The sequence below is a fragment of the Priestia sp. SRI_019 genome, assembly GCF_057586255.1.
Map to the genome: position 1 here is coordinate 1,371,510 of NZ_JBYCZN010000002.1, position 24,246 is coordinate 1,395,755.

Annotated in this window: 28 protein-coding genes; 12 read left to right on the top strand and 16 right to left on the bottom strand. The window is 38.4% G+C overall.

The annotated features are described in order from the left end of the window. Window positions 1-193: 193 nt before the first annotated feature. The 3 genes from gnd to AC2YJL_RS17230 form a co-directional block, all read right to left on the bottom strand. A complete protein-coding gene (gnd, locus tag AC2YJL_RS17220; protein ID WP_230932073.1) occupies window positions 194-1,090 on the bottom strand; it encodes a phosphogluconate dehydrogenase (NAD(+)-dependent, decarboxylating) in 897 nt (298 codons plus the stop codon). A gap of 187 nt (window positions 1,091-1,277) precedes the next feature. Then, entirely contained in the window at window positions 1,278-1,724 is a 447-nt protein-coding gene (locus AC2YJL_RS17225; RefSeq protein ID WP_230932072.1) for a TlpA family protein disulfide reductase, read from the bottom strand. A 102-nt stretch (window positions 1,725-1,826) separates the two neighbouring features. Then, window positions 1,827-2,375: a peroxiredoxin gene (locus AC2YJL_RS17230; RefSeq protein WP_014461006.1), complete on the bottom strand. Its 549-nt coding sequence runs from the start codon at window positions 2,373-2,375 to the stop codon at window positions 1,827-1,829. 356 nt (window positions 2,376-2,731) lie between these two features. Here AC2YJL_RS17230 and AC2YJL_RS17235 point away from each other — a divergent pair, with 356 nt between their 5' ends. Beyond that, complete coding sequence (locus AC2YJL_RS17235) at window positions 2,732-3,595, top strand: mechanosensitive ion channel family protein (RefSeq protein ID WP_050689393.1); 864 nt, start codon at window positions 2,732-2,734, stop codon at window positions 3,593-3,595. A gap of 35 nt (window positions 3,596-3,630) precedes the next feature. Here AC2YJL_RS17235 and AC2YJL_RS17240 read toward each other — a convergent pair whose 3' ends face one another. The 6 genes from AC2YJL_RS17240 to AC2YJL_RS17265 all read right to left on the bottom strand — a co-directional run bounded on the left by AC2YJL_RS17240 (window position 3,631) and on the right by AC2YJL_RS17265 (window position 8,107). Next, a complete protein-coding gene (locus AC2YJL_RS17240; protein WP_013056040.1) occupies window positions 3,631-3,876 on the bottom strand; it encodes a YkuS family protein in 246 nt (81 codons plus the stop codon). Between the two features lie 56 nt (window positions 3,877-3,932). Further along, the gene (locus AC2YJL_RS17245; RefSeq protein ID WP_230932071.1) at window positions 3,933-5,060 is read right to left on the bottom strand and encodes an N-acetyldiaminopimelate deacetylase; all 1,128 of its coding nucleotides are present in this window, start codon (window positions 5,058-5,060) and stop codon (window positions 3,933-3,935) included. Between the two features lie 144 nt (window positions 5,061-5,204). Continuing rightward, window positions 5,205-5,924 carry a 2,3,4,5-tetrahydropyridine-2,6-dicarboxylate N-acetyltransferase gene (gene dapD / locus AC2YJL_RS17250; RefSeq protein ID WP_013082280.1) on the bottom strand — a complete coding sequence of 240 codons (720 nt, stop codon included), beginning with the start codon at window positions 5,922-5,924 and terminating at the stop codon, window positions 5,205-5,207. Between the two features lie 129 nt (window positions 5,925-6,053). After that, window positions 6,054-6,932 (bottom strand): transcriptional regulator CcpC, encoded by an 879-nt coding sequence (gene ccpC / locus AC2YJL_RS17255; RefSeq protein WP_230932070.1) that lies wholly within the window; start codon window positions 6,930-6,932, stop codon window positions 6,054-6,056. 99 nt (window positions 6,933-7,031) lie between these two features. After that, the gene (gene cbpB, locus AC2YJL_RS17260) at window positions 7,032-7,487 is read right to left on the bottom strand and encodes a cyclic-di-AMP-binding protein CbpB (RefSeq protein ID WP_013056036.1); all 456 of its coding nucleotides are present in this window, start codon (window positions 7,485-7,487) and stop codon (window positions 7,032-7,034) included. 383 nt (window positions 7,488-7,870) lie between these two features. Beyond that, window positions 7,871-8,107 carry a YkuJ family protein gene (locus AC2YJL_RS17265; RefSeq protein WP_013056035.1) on the bottom strand — a complete coding sequence of 79 codons (237 nt, stop codon included), beginning with the start codon at window positions 8,105-8,107 and terminating at the stop codon, window positions 7,871-7,873. Between the two features lie 280 nt (window positions 8,108-8,387). Between AC2YJL_RS17265 and AC2YJL_RS17270 the strand changes: the two genes are divergently transcribed. Beyond that, the gene (locus tag AC2YJL_RS17270) at window positions 8,388-8,624 is read left to right on the top strand and encodes a glutaredoxin domain-containing protein (RefSeq protein ID WP_013056034.1); all 237 of its coding nucleotides are present in this window, start codon (window positions 8,388-8,390) and stop codon (window positions 8,622-8,624) included. 29 nt (window positions 8,625-8,653) lie between these two features. Here AC2YJL_RS17270 and AC2YJL_RS17275 read toward each other — a convergent pair whose 3' ends face one another. The 3 genes from AC2YJL_RS17275 to fadH all read right to left on the bottom strand — a co-directional run bounded on the left by AC2YJL_RS17275 (window position 8,654) and on the right by fadH (window position 11,374). Then, the gene (locus tag AC2YJL_RS17275; protein WP_230932069.1) at window positions 8,654-9,136 is read right to left on the bottom strand and encodes a DUF3993 domain-containing protein; all 483 of its coding nucleotides are present in this window, start codon (window positions 9,134-9,136) and stop codon (window positions 8,654-8,656) included. Window positions 9,137-9,292: 156 nt separating this feature from the next. Next, window positions 9,293-10,504 (bottom strand): EAL domain-containing protein, encoded by a 1,212-nt coding sequence (locus AC2YJL_RS17280; protein WP_013056032.1) that lies wholly within the window; start codon window positions 10,502-10,504, stop codon window positions 9,293-9,295. 105 nt (window positions 10,505-10,609) lie between these two features. Further along, the gene (gene fadH, locus AC2YJL_RS17285; RefSeq protein WP_230932068.1) at window positions 10,610-11,374 is read right to left on the bottom strand and encodes a 2,4-dienoyl-CoA reductase; all 765 of its coding nucleotides are present in this window, start codon (window positions 11,372-11,374) and stop codon (window positions 10,610-10,612) included. A gap of 171 nt (window positions 11,375-11,545) precedes the next feature. Between fadH and AC2YJL_RS17290 the strand changes: the two genes are divergently transcribed. After that, window positions 11,546-12,412 (top strand): metallophosphoesterase, encoded by an 867-nt coding sequence (locus AC2YJL_RS17290; protein ID WP_153251871.1) that lies wholly within the window; start codon window positions 11,546-11,548, stop codon window positions 12,410-12,412. Between the two features lie 145 nt (window positions 12,413-12,557). Beyond that, window positions 12,558-12,851, top strand: coding sequence for a hypothetical protein (locus AC2YJL_RS17295; RefSeq protein WP_013082274.1), 294 nt, complete (start codon window positions 12,558-12,560; stop codon window positions 12,849-12,851). Between the two features lie 39 nt (window positions 12,852-12,890). Here the strand turns inward: AC2YJL_RS17295 and AC2YJL_RS17300 are convergent, their stop codons facing one another. Next, the gene (locus tag AC2YJL_RS17300; protein WP_230932067.1) at window positions 12,891-15,014 is read right to left on the bottom strand and encodes an RNA degradosome polyphosphate kinase; all 2,124 of its coding nucleotides are present in this window, start codon (window positions 15,012-15,014) and stop codon (window positions 12,891-12,893) included. A 73-nt stretch (window positions 15,015-15,087) separates the two neighbouring features. Beyond that, window positions 15,088-16,614: a Ppx/GppA family phosphatase gene (locus AC2YJL_RS17305; RefSeq protein ID WP_230932066.1), complete on the bottom strand. Its 1,527-nt coding sequence runs from the start codon at window positions 16,612-16,614 to the stop codon at window positions 15,088-15,090. Window positions 16,615-16,723: 109 nt separating this feature from the next. Here AC2YJL_RS17305 and AC2YJL_RS17310 point away from each other — a divergent pair, with 109 nt between their 5' ends. Beyond that, window positions 16,724-17,236 carry a L,D-transpeptidase family protein gene (locus AC2YJL_RS17310; protein ID WP_230932065.1) on the top strand — a complete coding sequence of 171 codons (513 nt, stop codon included), beginning with the start codon at window positions 16,724-16,726 and terminating at the stop codon, window positions 17,234-17,236. 253 nt (window positions 17,237-17,489) lie between these two features. Then, window positions 17,490-17,957: a YkyB family protein gene (locus AC2YJL_RS17315; protein WP_195695027.1), complete on the top strand. Its 468-nt coding sequence runs from the start codon at window positions 17,490-17,492 to the stop codon at window positions 17,955-17,957. A gap of 51 nt (window positions 17,958-18,008) precedes the next feature. Here the strand turns inward: AC2YJL_RS17315 and AC2YJL_RS17320 are convergent, their stop codons facing one another. Further along, window positions 18,009-18,914 (bottom strand): chemotaxis protein, encoded by a 906-nt coding sequence (locus AC2YJL_RS17320; protein ID WP_230932064.1) that lies wholly within the window; start codon window positions 18,912-18,914, stop codon window positions 18,009-18,011. A gap of 297 nt (window positions 18,915-19,211) precedes the next feature. Between AC2YJL_RS17320 and AC2YJL_RS17325 the strand changes: the two genes are divergently transcribed. The 5 genes from AC2YJL_RS17325 (at window position 19,212) to AC2YJL_RS17345 (ending at window position 22,568) form a co-directional block, all read left to right on the top strand. Then, window positions 19,212-19,811, top strand: coding sequence for a TetR/AcrR family transcriptional regulator (locus AC2YJL_RS17325; RefSeq protein WP_025749405.1), 600 nt, complete (start codon window positions 19,212-19,214; stop codon window positions 19,809-19,811). Window positions 19,812-19,924: 113 nt separating this feature from the next. After that, window positions 19,925-20,119, top strand: a complete 195-nt coding sequence (locus AC2YJL_RS17330) for a hypothetical protein (protein WP_013056022.1) — start codon at window positions 19,925-19,927, stop codon at window positions 20,117-20,119. A gap of 203 nt (window positions 20,120-20,322) precedes the next feature. After that, complete coding sequence (locus AC2YJL_RS17335) at window positions 20,323-20,544, top strand: IDEAL domain-containing protein (RefSeq protein WP_028414125.1); 222 nt, start codon at window positions 20,323-20,325, stop codon at window positions 20,542-20,544. Between the two features lie 96 nt (window positions 20,545-20,640). Then, window positions 20,641-21,804 (top strand): aminotransferase A, encoded by a 1,164-nt coding sequence (locus tag AC2YJL_RS17340; RefSeq protein ID WP_116074125.1) that lies wholly within the window; start codon window positions 20,641-20,643, stop codon window positions 21,802-21,804. A gap of 152 nt (window positions 21,805-21,956) precedes the next feature. Further along, window positions 21,957-22,568 (top strand): nitroreductase family protein, encoded by a 612-nt coding sequence (locus tag AC2YJL_RS17345; RefSeq protein ID WP_014461024.1) that lies wholly within the window; start codon window positions 21,957-21,959, stop codon window positions 22,566-22,568. Between the two features lie 36 nt (window positions 22,569-22,604). Here AC2YJL_RS17345 and AC2YJL_RS17350 read toward each other — a convergent pair whose 3' ends face one another. Further along, the gene (locus AC2YJL_RS17350) at window positions 22,605-23,390 is read right to left on the bottom strand and encodes an SDR family oxidoreductase (RefSeq protein WP_195695029.1); all 786 of its coding nucleotides are present in this window, start codon (window positions 23,388-23,390) and stop codon (window positions 22,605-22,607) included. A gap of 143 nt (window positions 23,391-23,533) precedes the next feature. Between AC2YJL_RS17350 and AC2YJL_RS17355 the strand changes: the two genes are divergently transcribed. Next, window positions 23,534-24,229 (top strand): GNAT family N-acetyltransferase, encoded by a 696-nt coding sequence (locus tag AC2YJL_RS17355; RefSeq protein WP_195695030.1) that lies wholly within the window; start codon window positions 23,534-23,536, stop codon window positions 24,227-24,229. Window positions 24,230-24,246: the final 17 nt, after the last annotated feature.

A 24,246-nucleotide genomic window follows, 5' to 3' on the forward strand; every position in this document is an offset into this window, starting at 1 on the left:
AAAAAGAGGCTGGGATATAACTAAATGAATTCAATCTAAAGACGAACAAATGGAATACATTAGTTGAACTGCTAGAAAGATCTAAACAGACGAAACTATGCACCATAACAAAAAAACGAACCACTAATCAAACATGTTGATCAATGGTTCGTTTTTCACTTCGTCTAAAATACGTTTATCCCAGCTTCTTTTTTTATTGTTTTTCTACTGCGTGTCCGCCGAACTCATTACGAAGAGCGGCAACTACTTTACCTGTAAACGTATCGTCTTCAAGTGAGCGATAGCGCATCATTAAAGATAAAGCAATAACTGGCGTTGGCACTTGTAAATCTAATGCTGATTCTACTGTCCACTTGCCTTCTCCAGAAGAGTTCATTACTCCTCGAATCCCCTCAAGTTTTGCATCTTTTGAAAATGCACGTTCCATTAATTCGATTAACCATGAGCGAATAACAGAGCCATTATTCCATACGCGAGCTACGGCTTCATAGTCATAGTCAAATTCACTTTTCTCTAACACATCAAAACCTTCAGCAATTGCTTGCATCATGCCGTACTCAATTCCGTTATGAACCATTTTCAAGAAGTGGCCGCTTCCTGCTGCACCTGAATAAAGATAGCCGTTTTCTACGTTGATGTCGCGGAAAATAGGTTCGATTGTAGCAAATGCTTCTTTATCTCCCCCAATCATCATACAAGCGCCGTTTCGGGCACCTTCCATTCCGCCGCTTGTTCCAACATCAAAGTAGTGAATTCCTTTTTCAGCAGAAGCTGCAGCACGTCGTACAGAATCTTTATACTTGGAATTACCGCCTTCAATAATCATATCTCCTTCTTCAAGCAGTTCTTGGAGCTCAGAAATTACTTTTTCCGTGAGCTCTCCAGCCGGAACCATGACCCAAGCAATGCGTGGTTTTTCTAATTTGCTCACTAATTCTTTAATGGAAGAAGCGCCTTCTGCTCCCTTTTCTGATACTTTCTGTACGGCTTCGTTGTTCACATCGAATGCTACTACAGAATGATTATGATCTAGTAAATTCAATACTAAGTTTGCTCCCATTTTCCCTAAGCCAATCATACCTAATTTCATATGTAAATTACCTCCAATAGTAAGTTTCGTATCATGTTGTTAGTGTTAGTATGGTGTAAACTCACAAGAAAAAATCCACATTTTTATATTTCCTTTATCAGTTACTTCCTACACACAAAAAAGAAAAACATTCGATGCAAGTTCTACTAAGCATCGAATGCTTTTCACCTGTTACAACTGCCTGTATTTATTCGTTCTCGCCTAATACACGATTCACGCGCTTTTCAAGCATTTTCATACCGCTTCCACCAGCTTGGAAGTGGCGTAGCTGACCTGTTTTGTCAAATACATAATATGCCGGTACATATTGATTTTCAAATGCATCCGTCAATTTATGCTCACTGTCTACAAAAATTGGCTGCGTAATATCATGTTCTGCTGCTACTTCTTTAATTTTTGATAAGTTTAAATCATCTTCAGAGCGCGGCATATGAACGGCTACTACGTTTAATTGATCTTTGTATTGGTCGCGAAATTCATTTACTTGAGGCATTGCTTCTTTACATAAATGACAGCTTACTGACCAAAAATGAATAAGCGTTGGCTTTTCGCCAATTAGCTGCTCTTTTGTAACCTCTCCGTTTAACCATTCTGTAGCGCCCGTTAACTCAGGCATTGGCTGACGTAATTTCATGAATAAAAGCCTCCCTTATTTTCACTATTATTGACTATATGTTCTTTATTATCCGATGAAAAAAAGGCCTAACGTGGACGTTAGACCTTTTAAACGTTGTGCTTACGCGTTTAAAGTAGCTTGACCTGGTTTCCAGTTAGCTGGGCAAAGTCCGCCAGTTTGTAACGCTTGAAGAACACGTAAAGTTTCATCAACGTCACGGCCAATATTGTTGTGGTTTACAACTGAATATTGTAATTCGCCTTCTGGGCTGATGATGAATAAACCGCGAAGTGCTACACCTTCTTCTTCAATTAAAACGCCGTACTCACGAGAAACAACGTGATTTGTATCAGCTGCTAATGGATATTTAAGATCACCTAAACCATTATCTTTACGATCAGTGTTGATCCAAGCTAAGTGTGTATGGATTGTGTCTGTAGAAACACCGATTACTTCTGCGTCAAGATCTTCAAACTCATCATAACGGTCAGAAAGTGCAGTGATTTCTGTTGGACATACAAATGTAAAGTCCATTGGATAGAAGAATAATACTGTCCATTTGTCATTTTTAATATTTTCTTCTAAGCTAACTTTACCGAATTCTTTGTTTGATAATACAGCTTCCATTTCAAAGCGTGGAGCTTGTTTACCTACCATACGTTCTGGCATACATGATCCCTCCAAATAATTATTAAATGAGAAAATGTATAAAACATTCTCACTTATGTACTGTTATAACGGTTTTCATTATAATGGATATTGTTTTTTTAGTCAATATTAATTAAGAATGAATTTAAACAACATCTTATAATGGTAACATAGTTGTTATGCCCGCCTTTAGGGCAAATTAAACCCTGACTTCAGCAAAAAAATGCTATAAAAGGGTTGCATTTATTTACCTTCTCAGTTTAGCATGTCTAATATCGGGAATAAACAAATGTGCTCATACTCTTACAAAATCTTTTCCACAGAATACATTCCCACTTAGTAATATTGAAACAGAACATAGGAAGGATGAACAACGAATGTTTAAGATGCAAGACATCAACTGGGAACAGCTTCTTACCAATGCCGGAGTGATTGTGTTAAAACTTATTGCCATTACTATCGTCTTTTTACTTGTACGAGCAATTGGTAAAAAAGTTATTGAGCGTTCCTTTGAAAAAATGAGTGAGCGCGAAAATACTACGCGCGGACGCATGCTCACACTCAAAAGTTTAACCGTTAATGTGTTTTCATATGTACTTATCTTCATTTTTGTCGTTATGCTGCTTGAAGCAGTAAATATCCATGCCACAGCTCTATTAGCTGGTGCCGGAGTTGTGGGTCTAGCAATCGGGTTCGGTGCTCAAGGACTGGTTAGCGACGTTGTAACAGGTTTCTTTTTACTTCTTGAAAAACAGCTGGATGTTGACGACTATGTAACAACCGGAAGTTTTTCAGGAATTGTCGAATCAGTAGGTCTTCGTACTACTCAAATTCGCGGATTTGATGGAACTTTGCACTATGTGCCTAACCGTGAAATTACAAGCTTAAGCAATCATTCCCGAGGCAATATGCGCGCGTTGATTGATATTGGCATTTCGTATGATGATGATATTGACAAAGCAATTTCCGTACTAGAAAAAGTATGCGAGCGCGTTGCTGCAACAAATGAAAACATTGTAGAAGGACCAAGCGTGATAGGAGTTCAAGGTTTAGGCGCATCGGACGTTGTGCTTCGTGTAGTGGGCAAAGCTAAAAACGGTGAACAGTGGGGGGTTGAACGTCAGCTTCGCAAAGAGTTTAAAGAAGCGTTTGACGCAACCGGTATTGATATTCCGTTCCCTCATCAAGTAAATATTGATAAAAAGCAGCCTGAAGATGCCAAGCAGCCTCAGCATGCATAAAAAATAGCCGAAGGATTTATTCCTTCGGCTTTCTTTTATCCTTGTACCTTGTTGCCTACTTGCTGACAAATTTCTTCTGCCGTTAATCCGCTAGCTGTAATAACTGAGCCTTGCGTTACTGCATCAGAAATCCCCATTACGTTTGAATCCTGTCCTGTTACAACACAGCAATCGCACCCTTGTGCATCACTTTCGTTGCGTAATTGTACCACTTCATGTCCGAGCTGCTGAAGTGCAGCCTGTACATCTGTTAAACCGTATTCTACACCAATTCGTGCCATCGTTGCCCACCTCCTCATGGTATTAATTTAGCCATAAGGAAAAATGATTATACGATTTATTGATTGCCTTTATGTTCAAAATATTTTGTAATAAGTGAAATCGCAGTATCTATTGCGCCTTCATGAGGCTGCAGCTTTGCATGATGAAGACCATATTCAGACTGAACACCAAGCCAAAACATAAATCCAGGAATATCTTTTAGCATATAGCCAAAATCTTCTCCTGTCATTGCTTCTTTGCACTCAATCACATCCAAGTCCGTTTGCGCTTTGGCAAATTCCATAAACTCTCGTGTGACTTCATGGTGATTATATACTTGATGATACATACAACCATAATCAATGGCTGTTTCACACTGATACCCTACTTCTACTCCTTTAACAATCGCTTCAATTCGTTCTTTAACACGCGTCATTGATTCAGGAGATAGCGTGCGAATGGTTCCTTCTATGCGAGCTCGCTCCGCAATAATATTTTGAACCGTCCCGCCTTGAATTTTCCCTACTGTAATTACAGCGCTGTCTAGCGGATCAACGTTGCGAGCAACAATAGTTTGAAGCTGTGAAACGAGCTGACATGCAGCAACTACCATATCATTTGTTGTATGTGGATAAGCAGCATGGCCGCCTTTTCCTTTTAAATCAATAAATAGCTCAGACGTGTTAGCAAATAGTAACCCTTCCTTCAGTGCAATCGACCCAACCGGATATTCAGGCGCTACGTGAAGGGCGAAGATGAAATCTGGAAGCCATTCTTTCATGATATCGCTTTGGAGCATCGGCTGTGCTCCTCCTGGACCTTCTTCTGCAGGTTGAAAGATGAACAATACATGATCTTTTATTTCATGCTGAGCAAAGTAAGTCAGTACGCCTAGCCCAATGGCCATATGCATATCATGTCCGCAGGCATGCATGAGTCCTTCATGCTGTGATTGAAAAGAATAATTCGTTTCTTCCGTGATAGGAAGACCGTCAATATCTGCTCGGTAACCTATTGTTTTAGTTGGGTTTGTACCATGTACTTTAACAAAGAGTCCTGTTTTCCACGTCTTTACTTCTAAGCGCTCTTGCGGAAGAGTGTTAATATAATCAAGCAAAAAACGCTGTGTTTTCACCTCTTGAAACCCTAATTCAGGAATTTTATGTAGCTCTCTTCTTATTTTCACAAATTCATTTTCAGCCATGTGTATGTCCTCCTCACGAAATAAAGAAGAAAGCGTGGTTGCCCACGCTTCCAACTTGTCCATATGATACGTTTAAGGATTCAGTATCCCAATCGCTAAAACCTATTAATTCAACAAAGAAAAAGCGTAAACTGATCGTTTTTCTTATTCTTCGTTTAATTGACGCAATTCTTGCTTGATTTCTGTTTTAGACTTTGTTTTTTCGTCAATTTCTTTAATAACGCGAGCCGGCGTACCTGCTACTACTGTGTAAGGAGCTACATCTTCTACCACAATTGCACCTGCAGCAACTACGGCACCTTTACCTACTGTTACACCTTCAAGAACAACAGCATTAGCACCGATTACTACATCATCTTCTACTACAACTGGTTTTGCAGAAGGTGGCTCAATAACACCAGCTAATACAGAACCTGCGCCGATGTGACAGTTTTTACCTACTGTCGCACGACCACCAAGTACTACGTTCATGTCGATCATTGTTCCTTCACCGATTACAGAGCCGATGTTAATAGATGCCCCCATCATAATAACAGCGTTGTCGCCGATTTCAACTTGATCGCGAATAATAGCGCCTGGCTCAATACGAGCTTTAATTCCTTTCATATCTAATAAAGGAATCGCAGAGTTGCGGCGATCGTTTTCAATTACGTAGTCTTCAATTTTTCCTTCGTTTGCTTCAATAGCAGCTTTGATTTCTTTCCATTCACCAAATACTACACCTGTGTTTCCCGTTACGAATGTTTTAGAAGATGAACCAAAGTCAATTCCTTCTACTTCACCTTTTACGTAAACTTTTACTGGTGTTGATTTTGTGCTGTTTTGAATAAATGAGATAATCTCATTAGCATCCATCATTTTCATTATGTATTCCTCCTAAGTAAGCAATGTCTCATTTAATGTAACAAAATGCTTTCACAATGACAAGCATCATTATCGTTTTAATAAAAAGATAACGATTGCAAATAAAAAAAGCGAGCATCTAGGCTCGCTTTATACCGTTTCTGTTACATATTCACGTACAATATCAACAAATGCTCGAACTTGCTTCAGTTTAAACGCTGATTCATATCCAACTAAAGAAGTGTCTCGCGTAATTGGCTCTCCATTTGCTTTCAGAAGCGGCGTCCGGTGAATATGGCTTCCAGCTTCTTTAATAGCAATCGATGGTAAAATAGCGAAGCCAAGACCATTTAAAGCCATTTGCTTACACGTCTCAATCTGATCCACTACAATCGTACGCTTCGGTGTAGTATGAAACTCTCGATGCCACCATTCTAAAATTTCTTGATAATACGTTGAGTCACTTTTAAATTGAATAAATGGTCGATGAGTATTTACTACTTCCGCTGCCCTTTCAATTTCTGAATCAACTAGGTAAAGAGGATCTGTAAACAAATGTTCTTTGACACCTTTCCAATCCGGATTTCCGCGTATGATTCCAATATGTACCTCATCTTCGTACAGATAGCGAAGCATTTCACTGCTCCAGCCGGTTACAAGAGAGATTTTAGCATGTGGGTAGCGATCCATATAGCGTTTTAGCACCGCCGGCAGCCAGTGCTGTCCAATAATCGAAGCCACCGCTAATTTGAGTGTACCATATACTTCATTATCTAAATGATGCAAGTCCTCACGAACCCGATCTTCTTTTTCTACTACTTCTTTTGCAAATTGAACAATCTTTTCTCCAGCAGGCGTTAATGACAGTCCTTTTTGCGAACGAATGAAGATTTGTGTATCCCATGCTTTTTCAATGGTTTGCAGCCTCTGTGATAAAGCTGGTTGCGATACAAATAATCTCTCTGCAGCTTTTCTCATATTTAATTCTTGAGCTAATACAACGAGCATTCGACATTCTATTAATTGCATTCAGTTATTCCTTTCAAGCCTCTTTTTACTTTCATTTTACCTTTATCATATAAGAAAAAAACGGAGAAAGATAGGCTGAAACACGATTTCTTAAAAAAATTATTGAAATGACTCTTTCGGGAGAATGATGGACTGCCTTCTTAATGATTTTAACAAATTTCTTCGTGTTAAAATCCCTTCAAAAATGCCATCTTCATTCTCTACGCACAAAAAAGGATGGTTAATCATGGCATTTATGACTTTTAATACGGATTTTTTCATGGAGACGCGAGGAACATTTTGATTCATAACTTCTTCTACTTTCATGGTTTCTAATCGTTCAAATTCAATGCGCTTTAATCCTAAAATCGAATCTAAAATAAGCGTCATGCTCACGAACCCCTGCAGCTGAAACCTTGGATTTAATACGGGAATGGACGTATATCCAGTCTTTGTTAACACAAGCAAAGCATGTTCTAAATTATTTCCCACTTGAACATGAGCAACTTTATCAGAAGTGACAAGCAGATCTCGAAGTTCAATTTGATTTAACTGATTGTGATCAATATCAATCATTTATACATTCTCCTTCCATTTCTCATAACTTCCACGTGTGTAAAGAGAAAAAGAACAAGCTACAAAATGAAAATAGCTTGCTTACGTAAATGCGAACCTTTAAGAGGGAATAGAAGCAGACACACTCAATGTTTTCCCTTATATGTTAAGTCTAGATTTTTTTAAAACAAGTGTCAACGAAAGTTCATAATTATCTGAATTTTTTTATTTTGATTTTTTTACGGCATTCGACCCATTCCTTCCATTTATCAGAAAATCCGCTATCACTTTGTCGATATTTCTCGGGAAAATAGGGCAGAAGCCACCGCAAAAACTCCATACGCAGTAACAAAAAAATGCCGCAAAGTATAAAATCCTTTGCGGCATTCGTTTTGCTTTATCCCTTAATGAATAAGTTCAAAAATTTCAATTGCAATCATATCAACGTTATCGAATTGATAAACGGCTGGCTTTTCACCATCTTGATATACTTCAAGTTCGTATGTTTCAGTTTTTGCATGATATTTCACGCTGCAAATTCTTTTTCCCTCTACTTCGAAGAAGCGTTGTGGCGCTTCACTTCCACTTGCTTGCTCACGGAGATTCACAAGACGAGTTAAAATACCTTGTAATTGTGACATATAATCTCTCCTTTCACCTATTACATCATTACGCATTCGACTTTTCTACAATATCAATTCAAATAAAACCTTTATCTAAACTAATACTTAAAAGACACCATTTCACTATATGCCACATACTAAAAAAACACAAGTACTTTACGTGATTTTTCATAAGAAAATGCCTTATTATAGCGATATATGTCGTTTTTTATTATAATAACATAGCGATATACTATGTATCATACAAAACTTCATTCTACTTTAACACTATTCATTTTAATATAGGGAGGTGCTTTCATTGAGATCTATAGAGTTGTACACACAACCAGCTTGCCCACCTTGCGAAATTGTTAAACAGTTTTTACAGCATCATCACGTTTCCTATAAAGAATTTGACGTATCTAAAGATGCTTCTGCTCGAAAACGAATGACTACTGAGTTGGAGTCTTATTCCACTCCGACCATTCGTGTTGACCAGGAAATCATCAGAGGATTTGACCTTCAAGCGCTTGAGAAGCTTCTTAACATCGGGTAACAGAAACACTCAAAATAAGCTTTCCTCAGCTATTTTGAGTGTTTCTTACTATATATAAACTTTTGCACTTTCCATTTCCCTTGTTTTTTTACTAACGTGATCATTTCGTAATGATCTTGGTATTTTACCCGTTCATTATGCACAGCGGGAAAAAATTGATAGACATAAGCTTTGTTTTGGTTGGAATGAAGAGCTACCTTTGTCTGTTCATCGAAAGAAAAGAAAGGGATATAGTGTGTTAAATATTCAGGTCCCTCTCCGACATACCCTTGAGCTTTTTGTAAGAGAGCCTCATTAAAAAACACAGATGCATACTCATCATCTAAAAACAATTTCAGCTCGCGAACAGCGTCTGGGTTAGCATGGGCAGACGCAGCTCTTAGCTGAGCCTGATAAGCGTCCTGCAAAATTATAAAGATTTCATGCCTAGTCTCTCCTGATACTTCTGCATGAACAGATTTTCCTGAGTGCAAGACAATCAGCAAAAAGACAAGTAAGCATATTTTCTTCAAATTAAATCAGCTCCTTAACTTCTTTTTTATTAGAATTCCGAAAATTCCCCTGCCTATGCATATCCCTACAACCGACTGTCGTTCTCCTCTAAAAAAACATAAAAAACCGGCAACCACTTTTGCTGGTTGCCGGTTTAACTTTAACTTATTTATTCTCTACAAAACGTCTCTTTCGTATAAAAAAGAATATGAAATATCAAGGAATATATAGTGCATATTATCAATCGGATACGAAAAAGTCCGGATATTCTCACCTGTTTCAATATCATTATACAAATCTGATAATATGCCTTTTTTTTCATAGCTCATTCGAATAATATTCTCAAGAAAATATGGGCGCCAGCTCCAATTTTTCTTTACATATTCAGGTTCAAGAATCCAATCCTCGTTTTTCTTTACATAGTTAGAAGACTTTTGAAATCCGTTTTCATCGCAGATGTAAAGGCGAAAACACACGTTGGATAGTTCTTCTGCAATAACAGGCAGCATATCGTCATACGTTTCTAGCTTTCTGCACTTTGTCATTACCTGCTGCATTTTATCTTGAAAGCGTTCTGTCAGCTGGTAAACAGCAAGCAGCTTTTTCTTTTCGTGAGCGATATACATTTCAAAACGTTCCTTTAGTTTATCCTTTAAGATGTTCGGATCGACAAGTTCAGCAGCCGGCTTATGTAAATAATAACCTTGAAAATACCTGCCTCCGTTTCTCCATGCATATTGCAGCTGATAGGAGGCTTCTATATCTTCGTATAGAAGCGTAGCACCCATTTTTCTTGCTAACAGAGATAAAGAATACAATACGTCTTGATACGACTGCGCCATGTCCGTTTGTCTCAGAATATGTAAATCTACTTTTAAGATATCTGGTGAAAGCAACCCAATCCTGTCTAGATTACTACTTTCTTTTCCTATATTATCAATTGCAATCTTAATACCATATGTTTGATAATACTTTAGTAAGTGTTGAAGTGATTCCAAATCTCCACTAAAATTGTGTTCTGTAATTTCGAGAACAATTCGATCAAGCGATAATCCTTTATTTTCGAAAAGTTGCAATAATTCCAGCAAGGATTCTCCATGATCGTTCATTAATAAATTAGGGTTCTGATTAATAAAAATTAAAAATTGTTCTTCCTGGGTCAACATATGCTCGAGCGCTTGCGTTAAAACAGCATAATCAACTTCTATGCGATATTCATCCGGAATCGCATCATCATGAAAGAATGGGCCGAGACTTTCAATTTCCCCTTCATTTTGAAACCTCGCCAACACTTCATAGCCAATTACTCTATGTCCATCTGCACTAAAAATTGCTTGATAATACGGAAGAGTTTTCTCTATGTTTGTTAATACATCTAACGGGTCCACTCAACTCTCCCCTCTCCTTGTTCACTTTACGTTAGTATAATACGAATAGCATAATTTTGCTAGCCCTTCTCGGTTTGCTTTGTACTTTTTAGTGCGTATCCAACCTTAAAAAGGATGCTGATTTAGCCACTGTCCCCCGTCCATTGTGATGCATTCCCCATTGATATAAGATGCTTCATCGGAGAATAAGAAACTGGCTAATCCTGCTATTTCCTCAGGAGTTCCAAGGCGTCCTAGTGGTACAGAATTCAATGTACGCGCTTTCATTTTTTCTGACTCAAACAATTTATCGGCTCCTCCTGTTCGCTCGATCGGCCCTGGTGCAATCGCATTTACCCGTATACCATATTTCTTTCCCCACTCGACCGCGAGCGTGCGCGTCATGGTTAAAACTCCTGACTTGGCACAAGCTGAATGAATAACACCTGCTCCTGCATTCCAGGCATATGTAGCCACAATGTTTGTAATGGCCCCTTTTGTACCTTTATCGATCCAATATTTTCCTACTGCGGAACTGCAATAAAATGTACCATTTAATACGATATTAATTACGCTGTTCCATCCGTTAATGGATAAGTCTTCAGCTGCACATATAAAATTGCCTGCAGCGTTATTAACTAAAAAATCAATTTGGCCAAATGCCTTGTCCGTTTCTTGAACCATTCGTTCCACATCTTCTGGATTGCGTACATCCATTACCACTGAAAGTACCTGTCCATCAAACGTTTTAATTTCATTTTCTGTCTCTTGTAATCGATCGGCTGACCTGCCTGTGATTACCACATGAGCACCTTGTTCTGAAAATCGCTTCGCCATGTGTTTTCCCATTCCACTTGAACCGCCAGTAACAATTACGACCTTGTTCTTCAATTTATATTCCTCCCCAAAACATAAGTGTTTTACAACTATCATTTTACTATTTTTTCTGAATAAAGTGAAACTTTTATCCATTTAACTTAAAAGCAGACTTCTCGTTGTGATGATAAAAAAAACAATGCTATAATGAAGACTTGAAAACTATAAGGAATAGGTTGATTTTGCATGAAAAAGACGTATACAAGACGATCTTTTTTGAAAGGACTAGCGTCTATTTCGTTAGGGTCTTTGCTCACCACGTCTTTTGGGTATACATATGCCAAATATATTGAGCCTAGACGTCTGCAAATTGTTCGTCATACAATTACTTCTAAAAACATTCCGAAAAGCTTTGACGGAATAAAAATTTTACAATTTAGTGATATTCATCTTGGACTCTCTTATGATTTATTACAACTGGAACAGCTTATGGTGACCATAAATAATTTGAAGCCTACTATTATATTATTTACCGGAGATTTAATGGATGTACCTAATGAATACCCGCATCCAGAAAGAATTCCCCCGATTTTACAGAGGCTTCAGGCCCCTCTTGGAAAATATGCCATATATGGTAATCATGATCACGGGGGATATGGAACAAATATCTACAAACAAGCCATTGAAGACGCAGGATTTAGACTTTTAGTAAATGAAGTTGACACGGTTTCCATGCCCGATAAAAGCTACATTCATATTTGTGGACTCGATGATATTATGCTTGGGAACCCACAATATGAAGGAACGCTAGGGCAATTACAGCCGGATATCTTTTCTATTGCTATGATTCATGAACCTGACGTTGCTGTCAAAGCAGCTCCTTTTCCAGTAGATCTTCAGCTCTCCGGCCATAGTCATGGAGGCCAAATTCAAATTCCTTTTTACGGTCCTTTGATTACACCGCCCTTTGGGACGGTTTACCCCGAAGGAATGTACGAAGTTGGAGATTCTAAAATGAAGCTTTATGTGAATAGAGGCTTAGGAACCACTCGCATTCCTTTTCGTTTTTTAGCTACGCCTGAAATTACGCTTTTCACCTTGCAATCAACATAAAAACGCCCTGTAAGGGCGTTTTTATGTTTTTTGTCTTTTTTTAGCTGATCATGACCGCCTAATTCTAGTCTTAAAGAAATAAACCAGGCTCAAAAGCTTCCGTTCAGCCATACACTACAAAGACAACTGACAAGGAGGTTAAATTATGTACTATCAATATCCCTATACAGGATATCGTAATATTCCAAATGGTGACGAGCGCTTTTTTGGATTTCCTTTTGTTGCTGGCTTAGCTGGTGGGCTGCTTGGCGGACTAGCTGTTGGCGGTTTTGGAGGCAGACCTGGGTGCTGTCCACCACCTTATCCTTATCCAGTTCCGTTTTACGGCGGTGGATTTCCTGGAGGAGGCTACCCTGGTGCCGGCTATGGAGGCGGTGCTCCTGTTTATAACACATACTACGGACCTGGATACGGTCCTGTTGGTCCCATTCCTAGATAATAACATGACTAAAAAGCCGAGTCTTCGGCTTTTTTTATGTTATTCTTGATCGCCGCAAAGAGCATATTGACAAAAGATCTCTTGACTGTTAATAGAGAGCTCATGTTCTTTTTTTATGACGTAATGATAATTCCCTTCTTGGTCTTGTTCTCGTGCTTTTACATTATCAGCAAGCATAACTTCAAGCCACTTCCACACCCTTTTTTTCAAATGTGTATCCAAGATAGGAAATAAAATTTCTACTCGTTTCACCATGTTTCTTGTCATCATATCTGCAGATGAAAAGAAAAACTTTTCCTGTTTATTATGATGAAAATAATAGATTCGGCTATGCTCTAAAAATCGTCCGACAATGCTTCTTACTCTTATATTCTCACTAACGCCTTGAATTTGAGGGCGCAAGCAGCACGCTCCTCTAACAATGAGTTCGATTGTCACACCAGCTATAGAAGCTTCATATAGCTTCATAATTAAAACCTTATCCGTCAATGAATTCATTTTCCCAATGATTCTTCCATTTCCATACCTTCTGTGATAATGGATTTCCTGATCAATGAGATGCAAAAAATCGTTTCTTATATCAAATGGTGCAACGGATAAATGATGATATACTGGTTTTTGCGTATAGCCACTTAAGTAATTAAAAAAATTGGCCGCATCTATCCCGATGTTTAGGTTGACAGTAAAAAGACTTATATCCGTATAGATCTTTGCCGTCGCATCGTTGTAATTCCCAGTACCAAGATGAACAAATCGTTTAATATGCTCTCCTTCTCTTCTCACCACGAGCGTAATTTTACCATGCGTTTTTAAATGAGTCATTCCATATATCACGTGGCACCCTGCCCGCTCTAGCTCTTTAGCCCATTGCACATTATTCTCTTCATCAAACCTCGCTTTTAGTTCAACTAGTACCGTCACTTGCTTACCTTTTGCAGCCGCTCGTTTTAATGCTTTAATAACGGGAGAATCTCCGCTTACCCTGTATAACGTTTGCTTAATAGCAAGCACATTTTCATCGTCTGCTGCACGGTTAACAAAATCAAGTACCGGCTTAAATGATTCATAAGGATGGTGAAGCAAAATATCTCTTTGCATTATTTGGTCGAAAACATTTTGATCGGGATGTAACTCTGTTGTAAGCTGAGGAATAAAGGCTTTTTCAGCCAACTCTTCATGCGTAGATTTAAGTAATCTATAAAACGAAAATAAACTGGTTAAATCCAGCTGTCCTTCGATCTCATACACATCTTCATCGTCAATTTCAAGTACTGACTTTAAATACGCTAGTACACCCTGATCATATGGATTCTTAATCTCAAGCCGAACAGCCGCTCCCCATTTTCGCTTCTGTAACTCTTCTTCAATTTCTTTTAGTAAATCCTGAGCGTCTTCTTCGTGAATAGTCATATCTGCGTTGCGGGTAATTCGAAATTGAGAAACGGAAGAAACGCAGTATCCCTTAAACAACTTTTTAATAAAATAGACAATTACATCCTCTAGCAATACAAATAGACGGGTAGAATCTGACGTGGCTATTTCAATGTAGCGCGTTAGCATCGAAGGTACTTGAACGATAGCTAATTTTCCTTTTACCTCGGCAATTTGCTTCTCATCATTTAAATTTTCTGAAAGGACGACTGCTAAGTTCAAGCTTTTATTCATCAACATAGGAAACGGGCGGTAGGCATCAATGGCTATAGGAGTTAAGACGGGAAAGATTTGCTCGTCAAAATACTGTTCAAGCTTATCTAGATTTAATTTCTCCAGCTTTTCAACCGTAATGATTTCCACGCCGTATTTCTGTAATTCGGGAAGAAGTGTGTGAATATACGTATCATACTGCTGCTTGACTAGATCGTGGTTTTGTTTGGAGATAGAAAATAGCTGCTGTTTAGGAGTTAAGCCTGCTTTGTTCTCAGGTTTGCTAAATCCAGCTTTCACTTGATCTTTTAATCCGGCTACCCGAATCATAAAAAACTCATCCAGATTTGAACTGAAAATTCCTAGAAATTTAAACCGCTCAAGCAAAGGGTTTTTCTTATCTACTGCTTCTTCCAGCACCCGCTTATTAAAAGCCAGCCAGCTCAATTCACGATTATTGTAATAAGCTGAATCAGCCACTTGTATGGTTTGCTTATAAGTGCGATTACTTTCTAACATTAGCCTCACCTTCCAGGATAATGGATTTAATCTAGTTAGCTATACTGAATATTCTAACCGATTCAGCGTTATTCTAAAGCTTAGTAAATTCAAGAACAATATTTTTTTTCACTACTTTTTCTAGATGCTTTTTCTGTTTTTCAGCCTGATATTGTTCAGGACGAAAGGTTTTTGTACATAATAGTTTAATCGTAACTGTGTTTTCATCGCTTTTCATGTCAATATGTTGAACAACATTTCGCTTTGTTGCATGTAAACCGTCAGCTATTTTTAAAACCGCACCGAGCAGCTGGACTTTTTTTTGTTCTTCTTTTGTTAACCACTTTTTAAAAGGAGCAACATATTGCCTAAAAGAAGACTTCCCTTTATATGAAGAAACAAGTGCGAGCTTTAAACGTTCTATATGTGAAATACCATCAATTGTACGATTAGCAAGCACATAAAACGTATGCTGGCTGCTTGATTCCGCATCAATATACTTTCCTATATCATACACTTGCGCAGCTCTTATAAGAAGCGCTAAGTCATCCTCTTTTAAATCAACCGGCCCCTGCTCCCTAAAATGCTGAAACATCATAATAGCTGTGCGCGTAAGCTGTTTGACGTAATCTTTACTTACTTCAAACTCTTCCATTATTTCTTGAAAACTTTGCTGTATGACATCGGGGTACATTGGCTGGATATTAGCATCAGACGCTTCCTTAAATAACACCCCTTCTCTTAAGCCTTTGCGGCTTAAGATGAAGCGAGTCGCGTTCACTGTTTCATATAATGATTGAAATACTTCAATCGCTGGCAAAATTGTATCCGCACGATCTTTTGACAAGCGGTCTAGCTTTTGAAGATTGTGATAAGACAATAAGCCTATAGCAGATTTCACATGCAATATATCAGCTAAATTCATTTCATATTGATGCAGACCGGCGAGAGGATAGTGGATAAAACCTTGATGCACTTGCACCATACTTCTTGCACTTCCTCCAATTGCTACAATCGGAACTTGGCGATTTAAAAGCCACGGGACAGTATGGAAATGCCGGATTACAAAATTGCGGATTTTCATTTTTTCTTCTGCAGTGGGGATATTGCCTTTGACGAACTGCAGACGCAGAGATAAGGCACCGAACGGAAAGCTGTGGCACTCCACTAACTCTCGATTGCGAAAATACGTAACTTCCGTACTTCCCCCTCCAATGTCAATTGTAATGGCTTCTTCGATCGAAGTGGAATGAATAACGGCAACAAAGCCGTAGTACGCTTCTTCATATTCAGACAATAGTTGAATAGAAAAGTCGGTTTCTTTTTTTACAAGCGCTAGAACTTCTTTTGCATTAGCCGCTTGACGGATCGTAGCTGTGGCCACACAGGTAACGTGCGGGAGCTGCTGATGCTTGGTAATAACTCCAAACGTTTTAAGCGTATCAAGCAAGGTATATATTCCTTTAGCTGTTAACACTCCTTCTTTACTTAAATAATTTCGAAGCCGTGCAGCTACTTTCACGTTTTCAATTTGCTTAAACCCTCTGCCTTTTTTGTATTCATAAATAACAAGGCGTATCGTATTTGAACCTATATCAATCAGTCCATGCTTATAAGTCAATGTAATTTCAACACCTTTTTCAAAATAACTTTATGCTCACAAAGGTCACTTTTACTTTTTTCAATCGTATACTGTTACAATATAGTCATACATCAAAGGAGCGAAGCTAATGATATATATAGTAAAGCACGGTGAAACCTGGCAAAGCGTTTCAGGTGACTACCGGATTCCGGTTGAAGACCTGTGGATGGCTAATCCTTTTGTAAGCCATAGCACGCTGAAGCCTGGGCAAGTAATCATCATTCCAAACCTCCCTGATAAAGAGCTCATTCCTTACACAATCCACGTGTTTATTGCTGAAAAACAGCTTGAATTACGAAAAAATAATATCGTACAAAAAGTCTATCCCATTGCAGCAGGAAAAATGCTGAGCGCAACACCTACTGGAGACTTTGTTATCGTTAACCGGGAGCCAAACCCCGGGGGGCCTTTTGGCACTATGTGGCTAAGCTTGTCTAAAAAGTCATATGGCATTCACGGAACAAATGATCCAAGTTCTATTGGAAAAGCCGTATCCAAAGGGTGCATTCGCATGTATAATGCCCAAGTAAATGAGCTAGCTCAAATTGTGCCAAATGGTACTGGTGTTTATATTCGCCCTTCTCGACGAATGGCTCAATAGTTCAGGATTTACTAATTAATGATTGTTTAACTGTGCGAGCAGCATTTTTTAAAATAGAAAGTATAGCGTGCTGTTCCACTTTACTTGTATAAGGAAGCGTAACAAAACAAACCCTATACATAGGAAATTTCATTAATTACCAAAATACTTCTTCGTGTAATTATTTTCAAATGGGACAAGACACGCTATAATGAACGTATCAGCTTTCAGCTTATAGGTTGAACAGCTGATATGATAGAAAGGGAGTGAACGTATGTCTCAAGCAAATGGACAAGGCTCTTTGACCCCGTCTGTATCTGAGATTGCACAAGCTATTTTCACTGTAAATCGTCACGCAAAAGCTGCTCCTGATCCTAAGCAGTTATATACGTTAAAGAAAATTGCATTAGATCAACTAATTTTAGAAGGAAAAGCAAAAAAAGAAGGACTTCACTTTTCGCCAAACCCTGGTAAAAGTCAACAAAAATCAGATGTACTTGTATCAGTTGGAGACTACTTTTTCCATATGCCTCCAAAGAAAGAAGACTTCAAAGAGTTATCACACCTCGGCCATTTAAACCATCAGTATCGAAATCCCAAAACGACTATGTCATTATCTTATGCAAAGCGCTTATTATCTAAATATACGGGTCATCTCATACAGCCGGCCAAAAGCCCTGTTTCGACTCCAAGAAAACGGCAAGCACCTGTGTTTAAACCGCTGGGTAAAAGTTATTTTTAAAAAAAAGTGCCTGAAGTGGAGCAATCTGCGTTCAGGCACTTTTTTGTGATTCTACAAAATATAGAGATCGATCAACTCAACAAGCTCTCCGATTTCTGGCTTACTTACTTGTCCTTCCGCTCCTACCATCTTTCCTTTGTGACGTAAATCTTCTGTGATAAGAGAAGAGAAGATAATGACTGGAAGTATAGAAAGCTGAGGATTTTCTTTCACTTTTTTAGTTAAATGATGCCCATCCATTTGCGGCATTTCTATGTCTGTAATAAGCAGCTGGACTTGATCACTGATTTCCATTCCTTCATCGATCACCGAGCTTAGATAGTGCCATGCTTCCTCACCGTTCTCAAAAAATTCCGTGTTCTCATAACCCGCTTGTGCAAGAGTATCTTCAATCATTCGGCGCAGCAGCGGCGAGTCTTCAGCCACGACAATCTTTTTATTAGAGCGTTCCCTAGCCCCTAGCTTTTTTATTTTCGACTGATTAATACCCGCATCAGGGTTCACGTCAGAAATCAACTTTTCAAAGTCTAACAGCAGAATCATTTGACCGTTTAATTTCACCACTCCAGTAATCTGCGTTTCCAAACCTTGATACAAATCCGAAGGCTTCTCAATTTCTTTCCAAGAAATACGGTGAATTTGCGTCACTGCATGGGTATGAAAGACAATTTTTTGCTGATTGAACTCTGTAACAATTAACTTATCTTTTTCCGGCGTATTTGAAGGTTCCATTTTCAACGCTTTTGCTATGTCAACGACAGGAAGTACTTCCCCTCTTAGTTCTATAATACCTTCTATGTAAGAATGCGCATTTGGAACAGGTGTAATAGATACGGGATTAATAATCTCTCTAACTTTTACTACATTGATGCCAAACCAAACATTTCCTATCTCAAATTCGACAATTTCCAGTTCGTTTGTACCACTTTCCAACAGTATTCCTTTATCTCGATTCATATCACTTACTCCTCTCATCTCACCTGCTTATCTAATAGTCCATATTTCCTATTATAGTGACCGCCTCTTATATCCGTAAAGAAAAATTTTCTTATTTTGTTATCCTTTTTCCCTAAAACATATACATAAAATATTGTTTTACGAATTAACAGAATATTATATACTATATAAAAACATGAGCGTTGATCCCTTTCGTCTTATCCTCTGCTCAGTTTTTTAATTGCTCTGCTTTACTTCTCTATACTAGCTTATGAACTTGAGTCAAACGACTACTCCTATTCAAACGAGGTGTAATTTATGAACAGAGGATTACAAAAAGAAGAAACAAAAAAACGCATCCAAAAAGCAGCTATCTCTTTATTCCAACAGCAGGGATATCAAAAAACGACTGTGTCTCAAATTACCCATGAAGCGGGTGTAGCAAAGGGAACATTTTTTAATTACTTTAAAACAAAAGAAGAAGTTCTTCACTACCTTGGAATTAATTTTACAAACCGTATCTCCTATAAATTAGAACAGCTCCTCCAAACCGAAGAATCAACTGCTGCCATTGTTAAACAACTGTTTTTATTACTAGCACAATCAAACGAAGAAGCGAACCCTCACCTAATCCGTTCTTGGTTTCATATTGCTATTACCAACAGTTCCTTTCAACAATCTGAAATTCTTCAAATTGAAAAAATGCGCGCTCATTTTACAAAAGTTTTTCAAACAGGACAAGACCGAGGCGAACTTATAGTCGATATCCCTGCCGAAGAAATGGCTTCTATTGCTATACTTAATTTTTTTGGCACACTTCTCTACTGGTGTACCAACCAACCCGACTCTACTGCCCTTCAAGAAAGAATAGACAAGTCGGTTACTCTTCTATTTAGAGGGTTTCTTATTCATTCCTAAAAGCCTGTTCACAAATTTTCAACAAGAAATCGAAGATAGCTGTGGACTCTACAGCCAAAACGGTTTATACTACACAAAGTGAATGAATAATCTTAAAAGAAGGTGTTCGTAATATGAAAGGCTCCGTCATTCTTTTTAATGACGATAATGAAATGACCATTATTGAAAACGTAGAAGAAGCTGTATATCAAGATATTAAAGAACAAGAAGGCTCTGATCACTGCGTTGTAACATTGGACGATCATGAAGTTGATTTTGGCTACGTTTCCCCCGTTTATTGGCGTGAAGGCCAAATACACACTGACTAATATACAAGACCTGCATATATATGCAGGTCTTTTTATGCGCTTATTTTTTTGAATCTAGAATTGAACGTAAAGCAAGGAACCTCTGATTTCCTAACACATACCTTAGCACATTCGCAGCTAAAAACAGGGTTAACAACTATATAGAAAGGGTACATTTCAAGTAATAGAAGCTGCGTTTTATTTTAAAAAAGGAGGTTTATGTTATGAGTTCTTATCGAAAAAATATGAATCACTATCCTCACTCATCTCAGTACACACCTTACCAACACTATTACGCGAAAGAAGCTGATCGTATTTTAACGGCTATGAGTACAAACTTTAATAAACAGCATTTGAAATCTCTTATCGACGATGCGTTAGATAACAGAGACGAAGAACAATTTTATGAACTAACAACTGCTTATAATAAGCTATATAACACCTAACTTAAAACCACTATTTGCAAAATGCGCAAATAGTGGTTTTTTACCTATTTTCATTGTGATAAAATGAGTTGAAAATACGCGGAAGGATTTGAAACCATGGAGCATTTAATCAATAAACGTGTCAAAGAAATTGAACTATCAGGAATACGTACATTTTATAATATGGTCTCACAATACCAAGATGTTTTATCCCTCACAATTGGACAACCTGACTTCTTAACACCACAGCATGTAAAAGAAGCGGCAAAATCTGCAATTGATGATAACCAAACTTCTTATACCCACAATGCTGGAACAATAGAACTGCGCGAGGCAGCAGCTCAATTTGTCAAAGAAAAATATGACTTGCACTATAACCCAGCTGATGAAGTGATTGTGACCATTGGAGCTAGCCAAGCAATTGATATTGCTCTTCGCACCATTTTAGAAGAAGATTCCGAAGTTATTTTACCTGGACCTGTTTACCCAGGATACGAACCGCTTATCCGGTTAAACGGCGCTAAACCTGTACATATTGATACAACCGAAACAGGATTTCGACTAACAGCGGATTTAATCCAACAACATTTGACGTCTAAAACAAGATGCGTCATCTTACCTTATCCGTCTAATCCTACAGGCGTGACGTTGTCACAGCAAGAATTAGAAGAAATTGCTGCTCTTTTAAGCGATAAAAATATTTTTGTACTATCTGATGAAATATACAGCGAGCTCGTTTTTGATAAAAAACATCAGTCCATTGCCTCCATTTCCTCTATGAGAGAGAAAACAATTGTTATTAACGGAGTATCAAAGTCTCATTCCATGACGGGCTGGCGAATTGGCCTTTTATTTGCTCCTTCTTATTTAGCCAAACATATTTTAAAAGTTCATCAATACAACGTGAGCTGTGCTTCTTCTGTCTCTCAAGCAGCTGCACTCGAAGCACTGACAGCAGGTAAAAACGATGCGGTGGATATGAAAAAAGAATACGAACAAAGGCTGAATTATGTGTATGATCGATTAGTAAACATGGGATTTGACGTAGAAAAGCCGACTGGTGCTTTTTATATCTTCCCTTCTATTCAGAACTTCCACAGCAATTCATTTGATTTTGCCCTGGAGTTAGTAAAAGAAGCAGGTGTTGCACTAGTACCCGGCAGCGCTTTTTCTTCCCACGGTGAAGGATATGTACGCCTGTCGTATGCGTATTCCATGAACACACTGCGTGAAGCCTGTGATCGAATTGAAGCTTATCTTACATCTCGTCAATCACGCTAAGCCGATGGTAAGAAGTGTATGCATTTTTTTCTGAGTGATAGCACATAAGAGCGGGTATACTAGAAGCATATAAATTGACTTCAATAGTGTATCATTATAAAATGTGCATCGATTCACTAAAGAAATACATACTTTTAACGGAGGTTTTTATTATGACAAAAGATTTTTTTGATGTGGTAAATGAACGTACATCGATTCGAGAATATGACTCTTCAGCTAAATTAAGCAAAGAAGAATTAACGGAACTTTTAGAAGCAACAGTGAAGTCACCATCAGCTTGGAACTTACAGCACTGGCATTTCGTTGTTATTACAGACCAAGATGCGAAAGAACGTCTACTTCCAATTGCTTATAACCAAAAACAAATTACAGAAGCAGGCGCTGTAGTAGCTGTCTTAGGTGATTTAGAAGCCAATAAAAATGTAGATGACGTGTACAACCCACTAGTCGAAGCAGGTCACATGACAGAAGACGTTAAAAACATTTTGTCAGGACAAATTAACGGCGCTTATAAAAATGGTGCTTTTGCCCGCGATGCCGCGTTTACGAATGCTTCTCTTGCATCTATGACATTCATGCTTGCAGCAAAAGCAAAAGGATATGACACATGTTCAATGGGCGGATTTAACGCACAAAAATTTGTAGAAGAGTTTAAAATTGAGGATCGATACATTCCAGTTATGCTTATTTCAGTTGGAAAAGCAGCTAAAGAAGCACATGCTAGCGATCGTTTACCATTAGATCAAGTTACAACTTGGATTTAACAAAAAACCCTGCAGCTGCAGGGTTTTTCTATGTAACTAAATGGATTTAACCATGCCTCCGTCGATTAGAAATGACTGGCCCGTCATATATGAATTCGCTCCTGAGACAAAGAAAGCAACGGCTTTAGCAAACTCTTCAGGCTGACCGTAGCGCTTAAGAGGAATTTGGTTTCTCATCTCTTCTTCAATTTCTGAAACGCCTACTCCCAATTTTTCAGCACGAATGGTATCTAGCTCTTTCACTCGGTCTGTTGCAATTCTTCCTGGCGCAACCGTGTTGATTAAGATACCGTCCTCTGCCAACTCTGAAGCAAGGGTTTTGGTGAGCCCTACAATTCCTGTACGGAATGTATTGGATAGAATCAGCCCAGGGATTGGCTCTTTAATGGAAGAAGAAGCAATATTGACAATACGTCCTCCGCCCTTTTTCATAACGGGCACTACCTCACGGATAATACGAATATAGCTGAGGAGATTTAACTCAAATGCATGCTTCCAATCATCATCTGTTAACGAAAGGAAGTTCCCAGCTTTAGGACCTCCTGTATTATTAATTAAAATATCAATGGTTCCAAACTTATCTACTGTATATTGAATAACATCTTGAATGTCTTGAGTTTTCGTGACATCTGCCGTTTTATGTAACACTTGTCCGCTTCCAAGATATGAAATCTCTTCTGCTACTTGAATTAGTTTCTCTTCTGAGCGACTTGCAATCATAACGTTTGCGCCTTCTTCAGCAAGTCTGGCAGCAATCGCTTTACCAAGCCCTTGGCTGGCCGCAAATACAAGCGCTGTTTTTCCTTTTAATTCAACATCCATTTCTTTCACCTCGTCTAATAGTTCGAATCTTTTTAACTTTATCACGTTCTCGTCAAATTCTTCAATAAATATGAAATAGTTTCTTTTTTCCATATGGTATACTTAATTATCTGAAAATTTTTTCTAAAGGAGGCAAAAAAGCAGTGTATAAAAAGCAATGCTTTGTCTTTCATCAAAATAAGCCTGTAACATGTACATTACGATCATATACATCAAGCGACTTCGATGAGTTGATTCGGATTCAAGAAGAAAGTTTTCCCCCTCCTTTCCCTTCTGAATTATTATGGAGCAAAGATCAGTTAAATAACCATGTTTCCCTTTTTCCCGATGGAGCGCTATGCGTGGAGATAGACGGAACAATATGCGGATCTATCACAAGCACGATTGTTTCAGTGGAAGGAAATGCGGCTCACACATGGGATGAAGTAACAGGAAGCGGATATATTCATACGCACGACCCTTCTGGTAATACGCTTTATGTAGTGGACGTATGCGTCACTCCTTCGCATCGATCGATGGGGCTTGGGAAGCTTCTTTTGCAGTCTTTATATGAAGTCGTGATTCACTACAAGTTAGAAAGGCTGCTCGGCGGATGCCGCATCCCTGGATACGCATCAGTGTCTTCCTTATACACGCCCGTTGAATACATGAACCTTGTATCAGCCGGAACTCTCTACGACCCGGTTATGACCTTTTTAATGCGCTGTGGCAGAACGCCTATTGGTCTCGCAGCAAACTATATTGAAGATGAAGATTCACACAACTACGCCGTACTAATGGAATGGAAAAATCCATTTTATACGGCTATTCAAAAAGAGGCTGGGACAAAGGTATTTTAGCCCAAGTAAAAAACGAA

Excerpts from the sequence above, each read along its gene's own strand:
- ccpC (WP_230932070.1), bottom strand. The coding sequence starts at position 6,932 with ATGCAATTAATAGAATGTCGAATGCTCGTTGTATTAGCTCAAGAATTA.
- cbpB (WP_013056036.1), bottom strand. The coding sequence starts at position 7,487 with ATGATTGATATTGATCACAATCAGTTAAATCAAATTGAACTTCGAGAT.
- AC2YJL_RS17340 (WP_116074125.1), top strand. The coding sequence starts at position 20,641 with ATGGAGCATTTAATCAATAAACGTGTCAAAGAAATTGAACTATCAGGA.
- AC2YJL_RS17310 (WP_230932065.1), top strand. The coding sequence starts at position 16,724 with ATGATATATATAGTAAAGCACGGTGAAACCTGGCAAAGCGTTTCAGGT.
- AC2YJL_RS17300 (WP_230932067.1), bottom strand. The coding sequence starts at position 15,014 with ATGTTAGAAAGTAATCGCACTTATAAGCAAACCATACAAGTGGCTGAT.
- gnd (WP_230932073.1), bottom strand. The coding sequence starts at position 1,090 with ATGAAATTAGGTATGATTGGCTTAGGGAAAATGGGAGCAAACTTAGTA.
- AC2YJL_RS17230 (WP_014461006.1), bottom strand. The coding sequence starts at position 2,375 with ATGCCAGAACGTATGGTAGGTAAACAAGCTCCACGCTTTGAAATGGAA.
- AC2YJL_RS17325 (WP_025749405.1), top strand. The coding sequence starts at position 19,212 with ATGAACAGAGGATTACAAAAAGAAGAAACAAAAAAACGCATCCAAAAA.
- AC2YJL_RS17315 (WP_195695027.1), top strand. The coding sequence starts at position 17,490 with ATGTCTCAAGCAAATGGACAAGGCTCTTTGACCCCGTCTGTATCTGAG.
- AC2YJL_RS17240 (WP_013056040.1), bottom strand. The coding sequence starts at position 3,876 with ATGGCACGAATTGGTGTAGAATACGGTTTAACAGATGTACAGGCTGCA.
- AC2YJL_RS17320 (WP_230932064.1), bottom strand. The coding sequence starts at position 18,914 with ATGAATCGAGATAAAGGAATACTGTTGGAAAGTGGTACAAACGAACTG.
- AC2YJL_RS17290 (WP_153251871.1), top strand. The coding sequence starts at position 11,546 with ATGAAAAAGACGTATACAAGACGATCTTTTTTGAAAGGACTAGCGTCT.
- AC2YJL_RS17225 (WP_230932072.1), bottom strand. The coding sequence starts at position 1,724 with ATGAAATTACGTCAGCCAATGCCTGAGTTAACGGGCGCTACAGAATGG.
- dapD (WP_013082280.1), bottom strand. The coding sequence starts at position 5,924 with ATGAAAATGATGGATGCTAATGAGATTATCTCATTTATTCAAAACAGC.
- AC2YJL_RS17245 (WP_230932071.1), bottom strand. The coding sequence starts at position 5,060 with ATGGCTGAAAATGAATTTGTGAAAATAAGAAGAGAGCTACATAAAATT.
- AC2YJL_RS17335 (WP_028414125.1), top strand. The coding sequence starts at position 20,323 with ATGAGTTCTTATCGAAAAAATATGAATCACTATCCTCACTCATCTCAG.
- AC2YJL_RS17350 (WP_195695029.1), bottom strand. The coding sequence starts at position 23,390 with ATGGATGTTGAATTAAAAGGAAAAACAGCGCTTGTATTTGCGGCCAGC.
- AC2YJL_RS17345 (WP_014461024.1), top strand. The coding sequence starts at position 21,957 with ATGACAAAAGATTTTTTTGATGTGGTAAATGAACGTACATCGATTCGA.
- AC2YJL_RS17265 (WP_013056035.1), bottom strand. The coding sequence starts at position 8,107 with ATGTCACAATTACAAGGTATTTTAACTCGTCTTGTGAATCTCCGTGAG.
- AC2YJL_RS17330 (WP_013056022.1), top strand. The coding sequence starts at position 19,925 with ATGAAAGGCTCCGTCATTCTTTTTAATGACGATAATGAAATGACCATT.
- AC2YJL_RS17295 (WP_013082274.1), top strand. The coding sequence starts at position 12,558 with ATGTACTATCAATATCCCTATACAGGATATCGTAATATTCCAAATGGT.
- AC2YJL_RS17235 (WP_050689393.1), top strand. The coding sequence starts at position 2,732 with ATGTTTAAGATGCAAGACATCAACTGGGAACAGCTTCTTACCAATGCC.